This is a genomic window from Pseudomonas veronii (assembly GCF_001439695.1).
Lineage (GTDB): Bacteria > Pseudomonadota > Gammaproteobacteria > Pseudomonadales > Pseudomonadaceae > Aquipseudomonas > Aquipseudomonas veronii.
Map to the genome: position 1 here is coordinate 56,103 of NZ_JYLL01000032.1, position 20,483 is coordinate 76,585.

Consider the following 20,483-nt stretch of genomic DNA (forward strand, 5'->3'; position numbering starts at 1 on the left):
GTGGGTTTTGGACAGATTCCTGGCTCTAGCCTTCGGAATCCAGCAGCCCCGGGAGGGCTTGCCATTTTGGCTTGTGACAACACCTTAAGCATGGCCGAACGTTTCAGCCCAGGAAAACGAAGCAATTTACGGCATTGCATACCTGCATGACCGCGTGGTTTTTAAAGCCCAAAATAGAGCGCGGGCGGTACAAACATTGAATCACAACCCAACTGTATGTGCAGAATCCACAGCTGTTTTTCCGTTCATCCAGTCTGGCTATCAGAGCAAATCGGTCAACCGCTGAACTCAATACAGTCGTGCACACTGTGATGGGGGGGCACCCTCGAACACGTGAGTAGGAGGTACCTGCTCTGCGTTAGAGCAAGTAAATCTTCTCGTGCGCGCCACTCTTCCTGATTTTCGTCGTTTCGAACGCATAGTCATGTTCGTCAAAATTACACTCCGAAATAAAGTGAGTGTATTTCAAACTCTTCACGCGGGTCATGGCCTTGCTTTTACGCAGGTCCGTCGTTTTATTCTGAACATTCATTTCAGGTGAGAAGTAATTGATCAAACCGGCTTCGGCGGCGAGCACGAGATTTTCTTCCCCCAGGTTTAGATAGTCGTTAGGCTGTTTGATGGCCATGCCGTCGCGAGACGCCATCGCCTCGAATCGTGGCGTGAAGAAGTACAGATAGATTTCCGCTTCGTCCTCGCATTCTGCCTGGGCTTGCTGCACACGCTTGTGCCCGTCCATTCGGTCAGACAGCTCCATGGCCTTGCCGATGTACATGACTTCGTATTTTTCCGGAAGGTCATCGGTAACACGCAGCAGTTGATGAGCAAAGATGATATGCCTGTTTTTATCCTTGGGCGTCGGGTCCGCAGGTGTCAGGAAATGGTAGGCGATTGCCCGATCCGCGCGCTCCTTCTCCCCGCTTCCCGGCATGACGGCTGCGACCAAGGGCTCTCGCTTCAGCAGGCGCTCATACTCATCCGCGGACTTGACATATTGAATCATTGATTGCAAATGGGCCGGGGTCGGAAAGTATTTTTTATTGATAGCCGGCGCGCCATGCAGCAGTTGAGCAATGTTGACCTTGTGCGGGCGCGACAGCATGCCCTGCGAGGCATACTTAAACACGATCTGGCACTTTTTGCTTAGACAGACACTGGAAAACCGCGCTTTGCGTCGTTTGACAAGAAAATAGATTCGTCCACTTCTGAATCTATCCACTGCCTCTAGAGGTTCCTCGAATTCGCGATATAACTTTTCGGCCGTAATGAAAAACGCATCCACTAGATGAGATTTAAGAATTTTGAACGGTGGTTTTATCATGACTACTCCTTAGGCGATGTCATTCCATAACACCTGGCGCATCATACTGGATCGCCTCTGGCTTTTTTTGACGCTGAGTGACTGCCCCTGGCCGTTCACTGCTGGTCATGGTTGCGAGGGGTTGGGTCAAATCCATTACAATGGCTGGTTAGGTCGACTGCAAATGAGTCGTCAAGTCAGTGCAACTACCCAGGTGTCAGCGGATCTAGAGAAGTGGCCGCCAGCCAGCGGCGTGTTCAGCTAGTCTTCCCACACCAGTGACTCAAGGACGATCCCCATGCCAGATAACTCTGAAGCCAACATAGCCACAGCGGATGCTCTCACGCTGCTCCTGCACAACCAGCACGCCCTAGCAGCGGCCCTTGAAGAAGTGACCAAATGGATTTCAGAGAATGGAGTGGAAAGTGTCGCCGCTAACGCAATGGGGGCCATGGAAACGCTGGACAAAAATGCACGAGCCGTCACCGATGCGATTATGCGCCTACGCCTGTTATAGGCATCATCTAACGCCCGCTGCCCCTTGCAGGTACCGAAATGATTCTGCTGGATCAACCTGTAAGGAAAGTCAGTACTTATCGTGGATGGGAAGCAAGATTTTCAGATCTAATACAGGCGGGGCCAATGGAGTGCTATCTCGTGAGGTATTCCATTTGGTATCTCAATCAAAATACACAACTAATATTAACGATAATAATCAATAGGATAAATTACCGTTTCAGATTACCTTGGAAGATTGATCTGGCTTCTGCTCCACGACACGATGGTGCGTGCTGCCTAAAGGTTAGGACGAACCAGAGTCCAGCGGTTCGCTAGGGAAAATGGAATCGTCGTGCCTTGATGAACGTAAGGTGACCACAAGCTTATCCATAGCGTTCATCGTCAACGACGTCATAGACCAGCTTCGCTCTGCCCGCTTTACAGGTATGTATAGACCGGGGACATAGTGGTAAAGGATGCCCGCATCTTGCTGTCCAAAGGTCTTCGGCGGTAAAGGCAAAGGCTTTGCCATTCAGCAGAATTTTGTCCACCCAGCCCTTGTGCCTTGGCTACCAGGCTCGCCACCCGTGTGGCGCCATGATCGCCGAATAAATTAAGCAATAGCATGGGCGTGGTGCCCTGCCTGCATTAGCGTGATGATGGCTGAAGGTAAGGCGTCAAGGTACTGAGGAGTTTTCTGTCAAGGCAGGCTCATTGCTTCTTGATGATCAGCGGAAAATAAATGCAATGTATAACGAACAGTTAACTATAAGGAATAATCTGTAGGATAAGTCGTCTACCTGCTATTTACAGCGCCATAGTTGACGAATAAGAATAGCCCTCCAAGCAGCAACCACTGTTCAATTCAACCTGAAGATTAATTTTTTCGGAGAATACAGAATGGCCAGCGAAAACTACGCTATCAAAGGTGGCCGACCTTTACCGCCAACTTCCGTTAACCAGGCGCTTAACTTTGATCGTGACTATTCGCGGTTGAGGAATTATTACGAAACCTGGTCAGTCGATTATGACAACGATGTATCTGAAGAAAACTACTGCGGCCCCCGCATGCTCGGTGACCTCTTCGACTCGTTGCTCCCGGCCTCTGAAGCGCGCCGCCCCATGCGAATCATGGATGCTTGCTGCGGAACCGGTCTGGTCGGTAAAGAACTGATGCTGCGGGGATTTTCGCCTGTCGATGGTTGTGATTTATCGCCGGCCATGACTAACTTGGCGCGCGAAACCCGGGCCTATGCAACATTGTATGGTGGGGTGGATCTTACTGAACATAATCCAATGATCGCTGACAACCAGTATGACGCAACCTTTTGCTGCGGTGCATTTATCGAGGGCCATCTACCCACAGAGGCCATCCATGAGCTTATGCGAATCACAAAAAATAGCGGACTGATCCTACTGAGTACGCGCTGTACTTTTTATACAGCAGAACACTTTGACTCCCTACTGCATAAACTAACGGCCTCCAGACAACTTTCTGTATTGCCTTCGTTTATGAACGCCGCTTACTTGAACGACGTGCAAGCCCACTACTTGGCGTTTGCCGTCAACAAATAATCAGGAGTCGAACATGGATGTGCTCAATAGTATTAACCTGGCAAATAAATAGGGCATATTAGATAATCTGTCTCCATGAAAATAGATGCCCGTAAACTCAGCCCCCAAGAACAACGTGAAAAGCGCTCCACGGCCCTACGCATGCGTGAGCAGGGTTACACCTACAAGGCTATTGGCGAAGCGGTTGGTGTTCACCCCCGCACTATTGCTCACTGGGCGCAGGTCGCAGAACATAAAGGCGAAAAGGCTGCCATTGCCGGCGGCCAGCGTGGTGTGCGCCAGGGTGATCGCCGCAGTTTGAGCTCCAGCCAGGAAGTGCTGATTCGCACCTTGATGACCGATAAGATGCCCGACCAACTCAAGCTCGGCTTTGCGCTCTGGACGCGTGATGCGGTGCGAGAACTGATCCGCCAGCGCTGTGGTTTTCTCATGCCGGTTCGAACGGTTGGTGAATACCTCAAGCGTTGGGGCTACACCCCGCAGCGCCCACTGCATCGGGCTTATCAGCAGAAACCTGAAGTGGTTCAGCACTGGCTGGATAATGAATATCCACGCATCGCACAGCGGGCCAGGGCTGAGAATGGTGAGATTCAGTGGGGCGACGAAACCGGTATGCGCAGTGACAGCCATGCTGGCCGCAGCTACGCCCCTATTGGCGAAACGCCGGTGCGCCTGGTCAGCGGCAGTCGTTTTTCCACCAACATGATTTCCACCGTGACCAATCGGGGCAAACTGCGCTTCATGCTGTATCGGGAAACGCTGACAGCCCCAGTGCTGATTCGCTTCCTGAGTCGCCTGATTCGCGATGCTCAGGGCCGCAAGGTGTTCCTGATTCTCGACAACCTGCGCGTACACCACAGCAAAAAGGTGAGCGCCTGGGTTGGCGACCGCAAAGAGCAAATCGAACTGTTCTTCTTGCCGGCCTACGCCCCGGAGTTGAACCCTGACGAGTATTTGAATTGTGATTTGAAACATCAGGTTCGCACGGGCTTGCCGGCGCGTAATCAGGACGAACTGGAAAGGCGTGTTCGCTCGGTCATGAGACGATTGCAATTACGCCCTCAAAGAATCCGTTCTTATTTCCGGCATCCACGTATCGCCTACGCAGCATGATTTGGTGTATTTGATTGCCGGGTTAATATTTCCCTTGAGCGTCTTGAATCGACCCAAGCAGATTATGAAATCAGCTGTTTGCGCAAATGTTGCGTCAATGATGGATTCTTCTACCTGGCCGATCATGGCATACAGCCCTCGTTGATAGCGGATGCCTTGGACACCGCCCGCCAATTCTTCGCGCTGCCACTGTCCACCAAGAACCAGTTCTGCCAGGACCGGCAAGTGGTCATCCCCAAGACGTGCCGTGGATATGTCGATACGTTTGGCGAGACCTTGCATCCCCCCACCGGCCCGGATCGAAAGCAGCATTTCGACATGGGCCGGGAAGCGCCGGCCTGCGACTTGCCGTTTACCGGGCCGAACCTGTTGCCCAGCGAGGGTCAGGCCCCCGGCTTTGCCAAGTCCATGCTCGCTCTGCAACAAGAAGTACTGGACCGGGTAGTGCCCGCACTACTGCGCGGCTTGGCCCTATCCCTCGGGCTGGACCGTGATTTTTTCCAGGCGTTTTTTTCCAACCCGGTGCTGATCCAGCGCGCGCTGTATTACCCACCCTCGGGCAGTGGCGCGGGCAAGCACACCGACAACGGCATGTTCACCTTGCTGTTCCAGGACCCGCGAGATGCCTGCGCCCTCAGTGCCTTTTCACAAGGCCGCTGGATCGACGTTCCTTGCCGCGCCAACGAAGTGGTGGTGAATCTCGGCGATATGTTGATGAAGTGGAGCAACGGCCTGTTTACCAGTACGCCGCACCAGGTGATCCACCGTGCAAGCAGCGCCAGGGTGTCACTGCCGTTTTTTGTGTACCCGGACATTGATGCCGTGTTTACCCCGCTAGGCAGTGATCAAACGGTCGCCTGCCGGCAGGTCATGCTCGATAACTTCAATTCCATCTGGGTATCCGGCCAGGGCGCCGGCAGGGCGCGCGAGTTCGCTTGAAGCGGCCCACAGGAGAAGCGATATGCACACCGCAGAGCCAAACAAAATCGCCTTCATCGGCGTTGGAAATATGGGCCGGCCACTGGTGGAGCGTCTGCTGCTCGCCGGATACGAGGTTCAGGTGTATGACATCGACCCGACACGTGCGAGCTCCGTGATCGCTGCAGGTGCTCGCTGGAAGGCCACCCCCGCGCTGTGTGCCAGCGGTTGTGGGGTTGTCGTGACCTGCCTGCCCCTACCCCATCATGTGCTGGAAAACATGACCGGGCCGGAGGGTGCGCTGGCCGGGATGGCGGAAAATTCGGTATGGATCGATACCTCCACCACCGATTACCACAACACCCGGCATATCGCCGGACTGGCCCGACAAAAACACATCCATAGCCTTGAAGCCCCGGTCAGCAATCTGTCGCATATGGGGGTGGATTTCGCCAATGTGTGTTTCTACATCGGTGGCGACAAAATCGGTTATCAATCAAGTCACAGCGTGCTGGAGACCATGGGCCGCAAGGCATTTTATGTAGGTGAGATCGGCACCGGGCAGTCCGTCAAGTTACTGACCAACCTGCTGTTTTACGCCGCCACCGCCGTGTGGGCCGAGTTGCTGGTGCTGGCCCGGGCCAATGAGATCCCGCTGCACTGGTTCTGGGATTTCGTAAAAACCTCCCGCGGTAACTGCTTTGTCAGCAATCAGTTGACCCCGTTTATGCTCGACGCCAGCTACGACCATTCGTGCACCCTGGAGATCACGGTCAAGGACATGAGCCTCACCGAGGCGCTGGCCGATGAGTTGGGGGTGGCGATGCCCTTGGGGCGGATCATCGCTGATCGTTATCGACAGGCCGGAGCGCGGTTCGACACTCAGGACAATCACGTCAAGGTCGCAGCCTTGAGCGAACAGGAAAACAGCATTGCGCTTGCGCTGGCCGACTTCCAGGCACCCTCGCCCTACGGCGCCAATCGTAACTACCGACACAGCGGCGCTTTTACCGAGGATGCCTTCGGCCGGATCACCCCCACACTGCCGGGAACGTTCCACTCCGGCATCCGGTTTACCGACAACCAAAAGATCAAGCTGGCGACGCATCTGGTGGAATTCCTCGCCTGTATCAACCGGGTCATCCTCGGGGAGGCCGCTGAAATTGGCGGCGCCATGGGCCTGTCGCCCTCGCTGGTCACCCAGGTCGTCAACTGGAGCTGCGGCCCTAGTTGGGTGGCCGAACACATGGACAGCTACGAGCCGTGCTTCGACAGCATCGCGGTAGTCGATCAAAAACGCCATGAGCTAAAGCTGAGCGTTATCAACCGGATTTTCCAACAATCGATCCTGGATGTTGCCATCTCGCCCCGCATGGCGGGTCTTTCCGAGGCCGAGGGGGTACTTGTGCCATGAAAATAACGTCCATCAAGGTCTACCAGTTCGACGTCCCGCTCAAGGAAAAATACAGCCTCAGCGGCGGTCGCCTGCACTATGCCGCGCTGGATTCCACCGTGGTCGTGATAGGTACCGACAGCGGTTTGCTGGGGGTGGGTGAAAGCTGCCCATGGGGCGCCACCTACCTGCCGGCCTATGCCAGAGGCGTACGGGCGGGGATCGATGAACTGGCGCCCCATCTGATGGGGGAAAACCCGTTGCACCTGGACCAGATCAACGAGCGGATGGACGTGATGCTGCCCGGGCACCCGTATGTGAAAGCGGCAATTGACCTGGCGTGCTGGGACATTCTCGGCAAGCACTGCAACCTCCCGTTGTATGCCCTGCTGGGGGGTAAGTTCCAGGACTCGATTGCCTTGCAGAGCAGCATTCCCACAGACAACCCCGACCTTATGGCCACACACCTGGCGGCCGCCCGACAGCAGGGTTACCGCACCCATTCTTGCAAGGTCGGCACCGGTGTCGAAGAGGATGTAACGCGGATCAACTACCTGATTGCGCAGCGTTTGCCGGGCGAGGTGATTACGTTCGACGTCAATCGTGCCTGGACGGTGGCCGATGCCGTCGCGGTGATGAACAGCGTGCAGGATCCTACGGTGTGTTTCGAACAGCCCTGTGAGTCCATGGATCAGTGCCGCGCCGTGCGCGAGCTGACTCGTAATCCGATTATCCTTGATGAGTCTATTGTGACCCTGGCAGACCTGGCGTATGCCCAACGCCATAACATCACTCAGGTCATCGGGCTGAAAATCGGTCGGGTCGGTGGCTTGACCAAGGCCCGGCAACTGCGCGACTTCTGCATCCATCACGGAATCCAGATGAACATTGAGGACGTCGGCGGCACCTTGATTTCGGACAGCGCCGTCATGCATCTGGCCACCGCGACGCCAGCGCGTTTTCATCGCGCGAGCTGGAACTGCTGCCGGCACCACGATGTGCAATTGGCCACGGGTGGGTTCGATATTCGCCAGGGCCGCGCGTATGTACTGGACAGCCCGGGGCTGGGGCTCGAACTCGCCCCCCGGCATTTCGAATCACCGGTCGCGCAGTACAGTTGAGCGCCGCGGCCCTTTCCACCACGTTGATCCATGGAGGCTCCATGTCCAGCGCCCCATCATCCTTGCATCTGGCTCGCGGCTTCGACGCGGATCCCTTTGCATCCTTCACCTTACCCAGCGAACACTATGTGGATAGCCGGCTCTTCGAACAGGAAATGGAGCTGATTTTCTGCAAGACCTGGCAGTACGTTTGCCACGTTTCAGCCTTGGCCCAGGCCGGTGACTATTACGTCCGGGACCTGGGTCGCCAGAGTGCCCTGGTGGTCAAAGACAAGGACGGCGACTTCAAGGCATTCCACAATGTTTGCCAGCATCGTGCACACCGGCTCGTGGAGGGGAGTGGCCATGTGCCCGGGCTGTTGACCTGCCCTTACCATGCCTGGACCTATAACACCCAGGGCCAGTTGGTCAGCGCGCGAAAGTCCGAGCATCTCAAGGACTTCTGTACTGAGCAGGTGCAACTCGTGCCCATCCGGCTTGAGGTATTTTGCGGGTTTATTTTTATCAATTTCGACAGCAAATGCGCATCCATGCAAGCCCTGCTTCCCGGCCTGGAAGACTCCATAAGATCCTTTGCTCCGGCGCCGGAAAAATTGTCCCATGCGTATTCCAAGAACTACAGCGTGCAGTCCAACTGGAAAGTTTCGGTGGAAAACTATTCGGAGTGTTATCACTGCCCGATGTGCCATCCGACATTGTCCATGGCCACCCTTGATCTCAAGAGCTACCACTTGGCGATCCATGAGCATTACCACGCCCATGTCAGCCACGACAGTGGAACAAATCAAGGGTATACGATGAAGGAAACCTCACCACAGTCCCGTCAGTTTGGTGCATGGTACTTATGGCCAAACTTTTGCCTGGAGGTGTACCCAGGGGGCTATATGAATGTCCTGCACCACATCCCCATCGCAGTGGATCACACCTTGCAAGTGGTCGAATGGTTTTGCGATGCCGCCACACCCACTCGGGAAGAGCAGGAAGTCATCGATTTTGTAGCGGTTATTCGCGAAGAAGATGTGCCCCTGTGCGCTAGCGTCCAGCGGGGCTTGAGCAGTGATGGCTACCAGCAGGGACGTTTTGTCGTTGACCCGGGCCTGGGTGCTAATAGCGAACATGCCGTGCATGACATCCAGAAAAAAACCCTGGCGGCCCTTGGCCTGCTGACACCCTCTTAGGGTCTTTGAAAACGCCCCCTTGGGGTTTATGTCGAGAGCGAGGCTGCGATAGTGGTGTATCAGATGCCATAAGTACCGGCAGTGCTACCGTCGCCACCTAATAGTAATCTGGCCGTTGAGCCGTGCGCGTCTCCTTGTCGGAGCTGGCTTGCCTGAGGTGGTCGTTAATGATGACGTTGAATATCTGACACCCTGCGGTGTTCCAACTGCCGCTATCGCAAGCGAGCTCCTCAGCGAACGGTCCTGCGCTCTAGCTTTCGCTGTTAATCTGCCCTGCCTTATCAGCGAAGGACCGAACGCAGGCATTGCGCCTCAGTCACCAAAGGATGACTTCAACCAATCCAGCAACTGCCGGGCTGCCGGACGCAGGTTGGCGTCTCGCCATTTGTAGACGCTCAGAGCTTCCGGCAGATGGGTGGATTCGGCAAAGGGCCGTACCAGGTCGCCGCTGGCGAGCATTTTTTCGGTGGTCCGACGCCACCCCAATGCAAAACCGAACCCCTCGACACAAGCCTGCATCATCACTGGATAGCTGTCGAAGAATTTGTCCTTGGAGCCACCCGCCTTGATGCCGAATTCCAGCAACCAATCGTTCCAGGTGCTCCAGTCTTGCGGTACTGCAACGTGGTGCAGCAGCGGCAGGTTGGCCAAGTCCGCCAAGACCAGCGGCGTGCTGCCAAAAGAAGCGAGGTAGCGTGGGCTACATACCGGATAGATGTCATCGCTCAAGGTAAACAGCCGCGTGTGATCGCCAGAAGCCCGGCCTGAGGTCTGGATGGCGATATCAAATTTTTCAGCGGTTGCGGTGATGGGCTGGGTCGATGCGTTAAGGCGCACCTCCAGATCCGGGTACTTCCTATGCAGCGCGGGAATATTGGGCGTCAGCCAATAGAAAGCTTCGCACAACTGTGCCACTAGGACTACTTCGCTGCTTTCCCGGCCTTTTTTCAGATCTTCGGCTTGCGACGCAATACCCAGGAATGCCGTCCGAACGGCATCGCGAAATTCGACACCCGCCGCCGTCAGGAATACCGCCCGATTTCTGCGGGTAAATAACGCAACACCCAGGAATTCTTCGAGAGAACGCACCTGTTTGCTAATTGCGGCCTGGGTCAAGTTCAACTCTTCAGAGGCTTTGGAAAAGCTCTCAAGTCGCGCCGCCGCTTCAAAAGGCACAAGGCTGGACAGTGGGGGCAGTGAGCGTTTGAAATTATCCATAATTTTCAGTCCTTCTGCGTAACCATAAGTCACTTTAAATACAGCCAGTGCGCACTCAGAATCCTTAAAGCCGTTAATCAAGGAAAACTCATGTCTGGAAGCACTACGATAACCGCCACTGATAACCGACAAAGCATTCTTATCGTTGTAGGTTCGGTATTTTTGCTCTCGGTGTCAGACGCCATCATAAAGGCAACCAGTGCCGAGACTTCAATGTGGCAACTGTATGTAATCCGTTCTGTGCTGGCCTCGGGCATTCTGATGGCGCTGGTGGTTCACCTGCGCGGCGCCACGAATTTGTGGCCGCTGTCTCCCCTGTGGGTGGTGATAAGAAGCCTGCTGCTGTCGTTGATGTGGATCGCCTTTTACGGCGCACTGCCCTTCATCAGCCTGACCGTCGCCGCCTTGGCTATCTATACCACACCTCTGTTCATCGCTTTGTTCTCGGCCCTCTCCTTGAAGGAGAACGTGACCACACGCAAATGGCTGGCGATCTGCCTGGGTTTTGTCGGGGTCGTGATTACCCTGGCGCCGAGCACCGAAGACTTCAATACCTATGCGCTACTGCCTGTACTCGCCGCTATTTTATACGCCCTTGCCGTGGTGGTGACCAAGGGCAAATGTGCCGATGAGGACCCCGTACTCTTGGCGTTGGCCATGAATGTCGCGTTGCTGATCATTGGGGTGGTGGGCAGCTTGGTGGTGCTGCAGACCGGCCCGCATTTTCCGGTGGATGACGGTTTACGATTCCTGATTGGAGGCTGGTCGGCCATGGGCCAGGGCGACTGGTGGATCATGATCGTATTGGCGGTCCTGATGGTAGTCGTCAGCATCGGGCTCGCCAAAGCCTACCAAGTTGGTGAGACCTCGGTCATTGGTGCGTTTGACTACACCTACCTGATTTTTGCCATCGCCTGGGGCGCCCTGTTGTTCAACGAAATGCTGAACGGCCGAACCGCTACCGGCCTGGTCCTTATTCTGCTGTCGGGTTTCATTGTGCTGAAAAAACCCGCAGGCGAGCGCTAGACACCTCACGTGTACAGGCCCTGCCCAGGAGCTGTTTATGCTGACGTCATCTCATCTGCCCAACGTAATTCTCTGGGCCGTCTCCCGGAGCCGCTCGACCGCCTTCGAGCGGGCCGTGATGCAACATCCAGACGTGAGGGTGCTGCATGAGCAGCTGTCGGAACCCTTCCTGTTGCAGCACTTTCCCGCCAAGCATGCGCTGATCGAGCGCACCCGGCAGGCCGAACAAGGCCCCGTGGGCATCACCCGCTACAGCCAAGCGATGGACCTGCTGTGCCAACGCCCCGCTTTGCCCCTGCGACTGCAATTTGCTAAAGAGATCGCCTATTTTTTTGACTTCCAGGCCATTGATGGCGCCTGGTTGACGGGTTTCAAGCATGTCTTCCTGGTACGCCAGCCACTGGATGTCATGCAATCGCTTTATCGCGTCAGCCAGGGCGGCGGTACCACTTATTTCGATGCCGCCGAGTCGGGTTTCGATGAGCTGGCGAGCATTCATAATCTAGTACTGGAGCATTGCCCCAGCGACCAAGTGCTGTACCTGGACAGTGACGCCGACTTGATGGGGGAGACCCAAGGCACCCTGATGCGTTTCTGCGATTTTGCCGGTATCGACTATTCCCCACGACTGTTGTCATGGGAGCCGGAACAGATTGCGCAATGGCAGTTTTTCAAGGGTTGGCATGATGAGGCCGAGCGCTCATCCGGGTTCGCCCCGGTGACACACTCGGCCATGGAATTCCCTGAGATAGTGGAACAAACGGCGCGGAACAAGCAGGTGATTTATCGGTTTTTCCAGCTATCCGCCACCTGGCAACGGCTGGCTGATGCAGCGGATCACCTTAAGTGCCTGCATGAACCGATCACGACGCGACTCCAAGTCCTGTTACTGGCCCCATCCGACGAGCATCGCAGTAGCGCCCTGCAACTGGCGGCCCATCTCCCCGAAGACTATGCCCTTTGGCTGTTGGACAGCAGCGGCCAGATGCTGAACGAGGAAACCATGCGTGAACTGGCCATGTTGCAGGACGGGCCTCTGGTGCTGCTGACGACCGACGAAAATATAGCCTATTGCTCTCCCGCGCAGGCGCGTCAGCGGTTCCTGTGCCTGATGGCACCTGACACGCCATCGGCCAGGGCCCTTGACTTGCCCCTGATAGCCATCGATCCGTCCAACCCTGGCGCTCAGGCCCCGCGAATCAGTGCGCAACTGGCAACCCTTGCGCTAAATGCGAGCCTACGTAGCCGCACGCATCAAATCGCCAGCAACCGCCACGCCAGCACTGCCAGCGCGCCGGGCCTATCATGGCAGCAACACTTCTTTCGCTTACTGGACCAAGCCCCTGAGAGGTTGGTCGCGATGACACCGCATAGGCAACTGAATGCCAGGCAACTGCATGCCCATGCCACCACGCTGGCCGAACGCCTGTCGAAAGTTTGCACCCATAGCGGCTGGGTGGCTATCCGCCTGGACAAGGACCTTCCAAGCCTGATCACCATGACCGCCTGCAGCCTGCTGGGCTGGCCCTACCTCGATATTCCTCACTGGTATGGCCTGGAGGCTACCGCCAAGGCCCTGACCAACCTCCAGCCGGTGGTGGTGGTAGGTGACACCACCAGTCTCAACGACTTGCCGCCCGGTTATCGCACCCTGGTGTTCGACGAACTGGACCCCGCGCCCGCTGCCGTAACCCGACGTGCAGCTGTCGTCAATGACCTAGCTTACGGCCTGCTTACCTCCGGCACTACCGGCACGGCGAAGATTGTCACCATCGCCGAACACGGTCGCCTTGATTCCCTGGCGCTTTGGCAACAGCACATCCGCCCGGGCGACCGAGTGGGCCTCAATGCTTGGATGGCTGGATATGTCTACTACCCTATTTTCAGCGGTGCCACCGCCTGCCTGATTCCGGATGCCATGGTGTTGGATCCTCAGGCTCTACGGGCATTCGTCCAGTGGGGCCAGCTCAGCCAATTGATGATCACCCCCAGCCTGGCGGCAGGCCTGATGCAGGATGAGCCGGCGTTCAAACAAGCCTTTGCCGCAGTGCATTGCCTGTGGCTGAGCGGCGAACAACTGCCAGCGACCACGCGCCAGAATCTCGTGCGCTGCCTGCCGCATTGCCGGGTGATCGACCTGTATGGCTCGAATGAAGCCGGAGATGTCGCGTTATCCGCCCCGGACGGACATCTGCAATTTACCGCCGGAACCCAGGCCTACGTGCTAGACCCGGCCCTCGATTGCACGCCGCTGGGTGGCCACGGTGAACTGTACGTCCATACCCCAGGCCTCAGCATGGGCTACCTCAATGACGACGCGGCAAACCGCAGTGCCTTCGTGGAAAATCCAATGGCCACCGACTGCCCGACGCTGGCACACCGGCTGCTGCGCACCGGCGATATGGTGCGGCTGAGCGAGACCGGAGAGGTTTATCTGATAGGGCGTGCGACGACCCATTTGAAGGTGCGCGGTTTCAAGATCTTCAGCGCAGACGTCGAGCGGGTATTGATGACTCACTCCGAGGTACGCAGCGCGCTGGTCACTACCCGTGGCGAGGGCCAGGATATGCAACTGGTGGCCTTTATCAGCGCCCGAGACCCCGACAACCCTCCAGCTGCTGGCGCCCTGCGCCAGTGGGCAGGCCAGCACCTGCCCGCATTCAGCGTGCCACTGGGGTACTTTCTTGCCGCGTCGATTCCGGCGGGAGCGAGCCAGAAGCGTCTGGGTGCCCAAGCCCTGTTGCTGCAGCCTTTAGCACCGCTGTCGGATGACCTACCGCCGCTGACGCCGCTGCAAGTACGAGTGGCAAGGCTGTGGGCGCGCTGCATGAACCTGCAAGGGGTCACCCTGGGGCCCGATAGCGACTTTATCGATATTGGCGGCAGCTTGTTGCTGCTGGATTTGATGACGCGCATCAATCGCGCATTCGAGACGAACCTTACGATTGCCGATATCACCCGCGACTCGACGGTGGCAGGGATCAGCAGGCTGCTGGCCCATCGGCTGCAAGGTACGCCGCTGTTGGAAGTGGCCTTTTCGGTCACGGCAGAAGCCGAGCGTTATTTGGCCCGGTTGACCACGGCTGTGGCGAGCCTGCAGCAGGCGCCGCGACGCCTGGCCCGACGCACAATCATGGTCACCGGAGCGACTGGGTATCTAGGGCGCAGGGTGGTTGCCGAACTGCAACAAACAGCCGGTGTGGAGACGATCTTGTGCCTGGTCCGTGCGGATGATGCGGCCCAGGCTCAACGTCGGGTAGCCAAATTGGGATTGTCGCCCCGCACGGCTCGGGTCGAGGGCATGGCCGGGGATCTGGCGCAACCACAATTCGGCCTAGCGAGCGCGGCCTATCAGCGGCTGTGCCAAGACGTGGACTGCATCATTCATTGCGCCGCCGACGTCAACTGGCTCAAGCGCTATGAACGCCTGGCCCAGACCAACGTCGGCGGTGTGGTCGAGGTGCTCGGCCTGGCAGCCGCAAACGGGGCCGGCGTGGTGTTTGCCTCGACCCTACCGGAGCCGGTGCCATCGACCGGCTATAACCGCGCCAAGCTGGTGGCCGAACACTTGGCCATTGCGTTTTGCGAAAGCCGCGGGCTGTCCCTGAACATTCTGCGCTGTGGCGACATCAGCGCCCCCGCACATCCCGACAGTGGCGCGTCGATAAACCAGGAGGACTATGTCGGGCTACTGATTCGCAGCTGCTTGGCCCTCAATGCCTGGCCAGACGAAGCGAGCTGGTCAATGAACCTGACCCCCGTGGACTATGTCGCGCAGGTATTTACCCACACAGCGATCCACGGCCAGGCCTTGGGTTCACCGCCCGTACAGCACCTGTATAACCCTGCGGCGAACCTCAAATGGACCCAGTTATGCGCCTGGATACAGACGCTTCTGGGACCAACCCAGTATGCACCACTGCCCCTGGAACAATGGCAGGCCAGACTCAAGGAACAGGCCCCTGGCAAGGCCGTGTTGCAGCGCACGCTGTTAATCCTGCCGATGATCATTGATGACTTCAGCTACTTCAACCCTCCACCGCCGCTGCTACTTGATCATTTGGAGTGCCCGGTGATCGACGCTGAATGGACCCAACAGTACCTCACGGCACTGAACCTAACCCAGGAGTGAACCCATGACACGCACTACTAACGGCTGGGCCGCCTATGGGCCGGGCTCTCCACTGGAACCGTTCACCTACCTGCGCCCGGATCCCGGGGCCAACGAAGTGGAGATCCAGGTGACCCATTGCGGAGCCTGCACCAGCGATCTGCATTTGATTGAAGGCGATTGGGGTGAAGCTTCCCAATACCCACAGGTGTGTGGCCATGAAGTTGTGGGGCGCGTGGTGCGCACCGGGTCGGCAGTTACCCACCTTAGCCCCGACCAGCGCGTCGGCGTCGGCTGGTACAAGGGCGCCTGCCTGGCGTGCGAGTGGTGCCTCAAGGGTGAAGAGCAACACTGTGCGGCCGTGCTGCCAACCTGCAGTAACGGGCAAAAAGGCGGGTTTGCCGACTTCCTGACCTGCGACAGCCGCTTCGTGTTCTTGCTCCCCGACAACCTGCCCTCTCATGTGGCCGCGCCGCTGTTCTGCGCCGGGCAGACGGTGTTCACCGCGTTGCTACGGGGCACCCGGCCAGGCATGCGCGTGGGCGTGTTGGGCATCGGTGGGCTCGGCCACCTGGCCATCCAGTTTGCAGCCAAGTTCGGCTGCACGGTCACCGCGTTATCGAGCTCCGATAACAAGAAAGCCCAGGCATTACAGCTGGGTGCGCGCCATTTCTACACCCTGGACTTGGCCACGTTGCAGGCACAGGAAAATACCCTGGACTTCTTGCTAATCACCGCTTCCAACGACCAGGACTGGGAACGGGCCATCGCCCTGCTGCGCCCCCATGGCACCCTGTGTTTTGCCGGGATGCCCGGCCCGGTCACGCTGGACATTCCTGCCATGACCTACAAGACCTTGACCGTCAGTACCGCCAACGTCGGCGGGCGTCACGACATGCTGAAAATGCTGGAATTTGCCAGCGAACACCATGTCTGGCCGATGGTGGAGATTTTCCCGACAGAGCAGATCAACCAGGCCTTGGACGCCCTGCGCAACAACACAGTGCGCTACCGAGCGGTAATTGAATTCTGACTGTCATCCGCCCCCATGGAGATGTCTTTCATGCCCCCGTCACTGGTACTACCGTCACATCCCCTGCGTACCCCGGACCTGGTGCCCCACCCGTTTGAGATCGAACGCCAGGCCCAGTCCACCCTCAAAGGGCATCGCTCATTGCTCTTGTGGTTCACCGGTATGTCGGGGGCCGGCAAGTCGTGCATTGCCAACCGCGTGCAGGCCGGCCTGCACGGTAAGCGGCTGCACACCTGCCTGCTTGACGGCGACCGGCTACGCCAGGGCTTAACCGCCGACCTGGGCTTTGCCGATAACGACCGCAAGGAAAACATTCGGCGCACGGCCGAGGTCGGCAGGCTGATGGTAGATGCTGGGGTCATCACCCTGGTCTGCCTGATCTCGCCCTTCGAACAGGAACGCCGCATGGCCAGGGCGCTGTTCGTCCCCGGCGACTTTATTGAAATATTTATCGATGCGCCTCTGCATGTCCTGGAGCTGCGCGACCCCAAGGGCCTCTACGCCAAGGCACGCAAAGGCCTGATCAAGAATTTCACCGGCATTGACTCGCCCTATGAACGCCCGGAGGCCCCCGAAATTGTCATTGACAGCACAACCTCCTCAATCGAGCAGGCCGCACACACCATCGAGAGTTTCCTCAAACGCCAGCGGGTATGGGGGTAACCGTTACATCAGCAACAGGCAAGCACTACGAAACACTTGTTGTCGTCCAGGCCGGTTTCAACGGTGTGGCGGCGTCCAATAAAACCAAGCATCGGAAGCTCGTACCAATACGCTTAGCACTAACTGGTTAGCGCCGAAGCCGCAAACGACATCCCATCTGCGGAGATAGCTTGTTTGACGACTGTCGCCAACACCAAAGTCATTAAGACTTTCAGACCAAGCCCCTGAACATAGGAAGGCTCCGCATTCCTATGTTCAGGGGCTCACATCAAAATAACGATTAGCGGCTAACCATCTAATCCAACATCACCCGCAAATCCAGTTTTTCCAGCCTATTTGGCTAGTAATGCCACTCGGAGGCAATGGACGCCATGTTTTGGTAGATCAGTCCGAGGTCCGTCGTTTTGTCGAGACGCACGACATTATGCCAAGATCAGGTATGAGAGGTGCATTCGTTGAGATCCCGGCGGCATGTATGCCTATATGTATGCCAACCTGACTTAACAGCTAAAAATAATAATAAATACAGTAGGTTATGAATTTGGTTCAAATGACTGTGTAGCCACCAAGTACCGATCCATAGACGTCTACAGCAGTCTATGAATCACCTCAAGAAGCCCGCCTCGTGCGGGCTTTCTTGTTTCTGGCTGTCTCTCCTTGTATCCCCCCTATACCGTCCTCCGTGTATCCTCTGTGCTTCCTCGACAAATAATTGAACCGAGGGGATTGCGCCAGTTGGCAGCCTCTACCCGCCGAATCGCTGCCCCACCACCTCAACGATAAACCCCATCACCTCACGCAAAAGCGGTGAATGCCTCAAATCGGCATGCACAACCAGCCAAATCTCACGGCAGAACCCCTCTCCCTCGAAGGGTAACCTGCGCAACTGTGGATCAGCATCGCCGATGAAGGTAGGTAACCCAGCAACGCCCACGCCTGCGAGTGCGGCAGCATGTTGGGTGGTGATATCGCTAACTTCACAGACAATGCTTCGTCCCTGAGCAAAATTCACCAGCCATTTCTGATGCGGCATGTCGGCTAGTTGCTCCTCATAGGCAATGAACTCCCATTGATCAGGTGATGCCAAGTGGGCATAGTCAAGGCTTGCGTAGAGTGCAAATGGCATGCTGCCCAATTTCCGCGTAACGCTGTCGTACTCAGTAGGTCGATACAAACGTAGGGCGATATCGGCTTCACGACGCCCGAGCGATACGCTTTGCGCCTGGCTGGCGATGGCCAGTTGGACCTGCGGATAACGCTCTCGGAATTGCCCCAAAGTGGCCATGAGGAAGTTGGTGGCCAGTACCGGTGGTGCGCTTAGGGTAACCCGCCCAGTCGTAGGGGTTTGCTCGGCTCGAACGGCCCGCTCGATCGCAAAAGCGCTACTTTCTATTTCCATGGATATCCGCAATACCTGTGCCCCTATCTCGGTCAACTGGCATGAGCGAGGGAGGCGATCGACAAGGCGCACACCCAGGTCTCTCTCCAATGCGCCCAAACGACGGCTGACAGTCGCATGATCAACCTTCAGCATGCGCCCGGCCCCCGATAAACTGCCGGCTTGGGCGATGGCCAAAAAGACGCGGAGACTCTCCCAGTCGAACATCGGTGCGTTTTCTCCAGGCAGCTGTGCGGACTTACTGAATTTTCGCACAGATTGTGATCCCATATCCTGTGGCTTTCCTAACGAAGGCCTACCTCATGCCTGCTTCTCTTCACGTGTCTCCAAGGCTTGTCCTGCTCGCTACATGCCTGGGATTTTTCGTGGTGCTCATGGATGTCAGTGTCGTCAATGTCGCGCTGCAAGCCCTGCATCTGGGCATAAAGGCCGATATCACTGATCTACAGTGGCTGGTCAATGCCTATGCCTTGGTGTTTGCCTCCCTCCTGCTGTTGGCAGGCACGCTTGGCGATCGGCTGGGAGCCAAACGCGTGTTCATGCTCGGGTATGGCGTTTTTTCACTGGCCTCGCTCGGTTGTGGCTTTGCCTCTAGCGTCGCATCGTTGATCGGCTGGCGCCTGATTCAAGGACTGGGTGCGGCCTTGATGGTACCCACTTCATTGTCGTTGCTTCGGGAGGTATTCCATGCGGAATCCGCGCGAAACCGAGCGGTGGGCTGGTGGGGTGCAGGCGGCGGTATTGCGCTGGCGGCGGGCCCGGTTATCGGTGGCTTGTTCATAACTGCTTTTGGCTGGCGCAGCTTGTTTCTCATCAACGCGCCAATCGGCCTCATCGGTCTTTGGCTAACCGCCAGACATGCGCCCACATCTCCGGTTCAGCCTGATCGCAGCTTAGATATGCCTGGGCAGATCGTTGCCATGCTGACTTTGGCCAGCTTCACATTCGCCCTGACCCAGGCAAGCCAACTGGGCTGGTCGAACCCTGAAATCCTCGGAGCGGTACTGGCGTGTGTATTGCTGGGCGCGGCTTTTCTGTGGATACAAACGCACACTGCGCAGCCAATGTTGCCTCTGACGCTTTTCCGTGACCGGCAACTATGTAGCGCGACCCTCATCGGCTTGCTGGCGAACCTTGTGTTCTACGGCGTGGTTTTCGCCATGAGCCTATTTTTCCAGACGATCGAACACTTCTCTCCCATCCATGCGGGGGTCGCTTTCCTGCCGATGATGGCAACGCTGATGGCCATGAACATTCTGGCTGGCAGGCTGATCGGCCAAATTGAGCACCGAACATTGGCCACCGGCGGCCTGCTGCTCTCGGCCTTGGGCTATCTGCTGATGGCTCCAGCCTTGGCCACCCATGCCTATGGCTGGTCGGTGGTACCGATGCTACTGGCCGGCAGCGGTATCGCTTTGACTATTCCTACCATTACCAGCGCGACCTTGGCTGTGGTGCCAAGCAACCAGGCAGGTGTTGCCTCCGCGCTACTGAACGCAGCTCGACAAGTAGGCGGCATCATAGGGGTAGCGGTGTTCGGTTTCATGATCAGCGACAATGCAGAACAGCAGTTCCTACGGGGATTGGATCATGCGTTGATGATTTCGGCGCTGTTGTTGTTACTGGCTTCAGGCGTGGCATTCACCGGACTGCGGCCAACTCAAGCCATGGCCTTTGCGCTGCCCCAGAGCCCTCGTGAGCAATAGCGCGGAAGCCCGGCCAGTGAGTGAGGGCAGACCGCTCGGCTGGATCGAGATGGCATTGCGCTGACGGAACGTCCACTTTCAGCCAAAAGCGAACGGAGGCTAAGGGCCGATTCTGTTGAAAAAGTCGGATTTTCAGCTCGCCTGAACTCAGACACGACCACCCCTGAAGAACCTACTCACCACATTGAGTGGTTTTTCGGCCCTTCGGTGACCTTTGCTGCTCTGTTATTG

At 57.0% G+C, this 20,483-nt stretch carries 15 protein-coding genes; 12 read left to right on the top strand and 3 right to left on the bottom strand.

Going from position 1 to position 20,483, the window contains the following annotated elements:
- Positions 1–358: 358 nt before the first annotated feature.
- Complete coding sequence (locus TU80_RS26345; protein WP_032902223.1) at positions 359–1,321, bottom strand: hypothetical protein; 963 nt, start codon at positions 1,319–1,321, stop codon at positions 359–361.
- 277 nt (positions 1,322–1,598) lie between these two features.
- On the opposite strand from TU80_RS26345, the gene TU80_RS26350 reads away from it, so the two are divergent.
- The 7 genes from TU80_RS26350 (at position 1,599) to TU80_RS26380 (ending at position 9,096) form a co-directional block, all read left to right on the top strand.
- A complete protein-coding gene (locus tag TU80_RS26350) occupies positions 1,599–1,817 on the top strand; it encodes a hypothetical protein (RefSeq protein WP_032902222.1) in 219 nt (72 codons plus the stop codon).
- Positions 1,818–2,698: 881 nt separating this feature from the next.
- Positions 2,699–3,373: a class I SAM-dependent DNA methyltransferase gene (locus tag TU80_RS26355; protein WP_050587213.1), complete on the top strand. Its 675-nt coding sequence runs from the start codon at positions 2,699–2,701 to the stop codon at positions 3,371–3,373.
- A gap of 75 nt (positions 3,374–3,448) precedes the next feature.
- Positions 3,449–4,486 (top strand): IS630-like element ISPa47 family transposase, encoded by a 1,038-nt coding sequence (locus tag TU80_RS26360; protein ID WP_011911785.1) that lies wholly within the window; start codon positions 3,449–3,451, stop codon positions 4,484–4,486.
- A 27-nt stretch (positions 4,487–4,513) separates the two neighbouring features.
- On the top strand, positions 4,514–5,425 hold the full coding sequence (locus tag TU80_RS33570; protein ID WP_082643898.1) for an isopenicillin N synthase family dioxygenase: 912 nt from the start codon (positions 4,514–4,516) through the stop codon (positions 5,423–5,425).
- A gap of 22 nt (positions 5,426–5,447) precedes the next feature.
- Positions 5,448–6,818 (top strand): NAD(P)-dependent oxidoreductase, encoded by a 1,371-nt coding sequence (locus TU80_RS26370; RefSeq protein ID WP_081036805.1) that lies wholly within the window; start codon positions 5,448–5,450, stop codon positions 6,816–6,818.
- Complete coding sequence (locus tag TU80_RS26375) at positions 6,815–7,918, top strand: mandelate racemase/muconate lactonizing enzyme family protein (protein WP_032902220.1); 1,104 nt, start codon at positions 6,815–6,817, stop codon at positions 7,916–7,918. Before TU80_RS26370 ends, TU80_RS26375 begins: the two co-directional genes overlap by 4 nt.
- A gap of 41 nt (positions 7,919–7,959) precedes the next feature.
- The gene (locus TU80_RS26380; protein ID WP_032902219.1) at positions 7,960–9,096 is read left to right on the top strand and encodes an aromatic ring-hydroxylating oxygenase subunit alpha; all 1,137 of its coding nucleotides are present in this window, start codon (positions 7,960–7,962) and stop codon (positions 9,094–9,096) included.
- A 312-nt stretch (positions 9,097–9,408) separates the two neighbouring features.
- On the opposite strand, the gene TU80_RS26385 is transcribed toward TU80_RS26380, so the two are convergent.
- Positions 9,409–10,314 carry a LysR substrate-binding domain-containing protein gene (locus tag TU80_RS26385; RefSeq protein ID WP_032902218.1) on the bottom strand — a complete coding sequence of 302 codons (906 nt, stop codon included), beginning with the start codon at positions 10,312–10,314 and terminating at the stop codon, positions 9,409–9,411.
- Positions 10,315–10,404: 90 nt separating this feature from the next.
- Between TU80_RS26385 and TU80_RS26390 the strand changes: the two genes are divergently transcribed.
- The 4 genes from TU80_RS26390 to cysC are packed head-to-tail and all read left to right on the top strand — an operon-like array spanning position 10,405 to position 17,147.
- Positions 10,405–11,340: a DMT family transporter gene (locus TU80_RS26390; protein WP_032902217.1), complete on the top strand. Its 936-nt coding sequence runs from the start codon at positions 10,405–10,407 to the stop codon at positions 11,338–11,340.
- A 37-nt stretch (positions 11,341–11,377) separates the two neighbouring features.
- Positions 11,378–15,472: an SDR family oxidoreductase gene (locus tag TU80_RS26395; protein ID WP_032902216.1), complete on the top strand. Its 4,095-nt coding sequence runs from the start codon at positions 11,378–11,380 to the stop codon at positions 15,470–15,472.
- A gap of 4 nt (positions 15,473–15,476) precedes the next feature.
- Positions 15,477–16,484, top strand: a complete 1,008-nt coding sequence (locus TU80_RS32105; protein ID WP_032902215.1) for an NAD(P)-dependent alcohol dehydrogenase — start codon at positions 15,477–15,479, stop codon at positions 16,482–16,484.
- 30 nt (positions 16,485–16,514) lie between these two features.
- Complete coding sequence (cysC, locus tag TU80_RS26405; RefSeq protein ID WP_050587212.1) at positions 16,515–17,147, top strand: adenylyl-sulfate kinase; 633 nt, start codon at positions 16,515–16,517, stop codon at positions 17,145–17,147.
- 745 nt (positions 17,148–17,892) lie between these two features.
- Here the strand turns inward: cysC and TU80_RS26410 are convergent.
- On the bottom strand, positions 17,893–18,753 hold the full coding sequence (locus TU80_RS26410; RefSeq protein ID WP_057005751.1) for a LysR family transcriptional regulator: 861 nt from the start codon (positions 18,751–18,753) through the stop codon (positions 17,893–17,895).
- A gap of 95 nt (positions 18,754–18,848) precedes the next feature.
- On the opposite strand from TU80_RS26410, the gene TU80_RS26415 reads away from it, so the two are divergent.
- On the top strand, positions 18,849–20,252 hold the full coding sequence (locus tag TU80_RS26415) for an MFS transporter (protein WP_057005752.1): 1,404 nt from the start codon (positions 18,849–18,851) through the stop codon (positions 20,250–20,252).
- Positions 20,253–20,483: the final 231 nt, after the last annotated feature.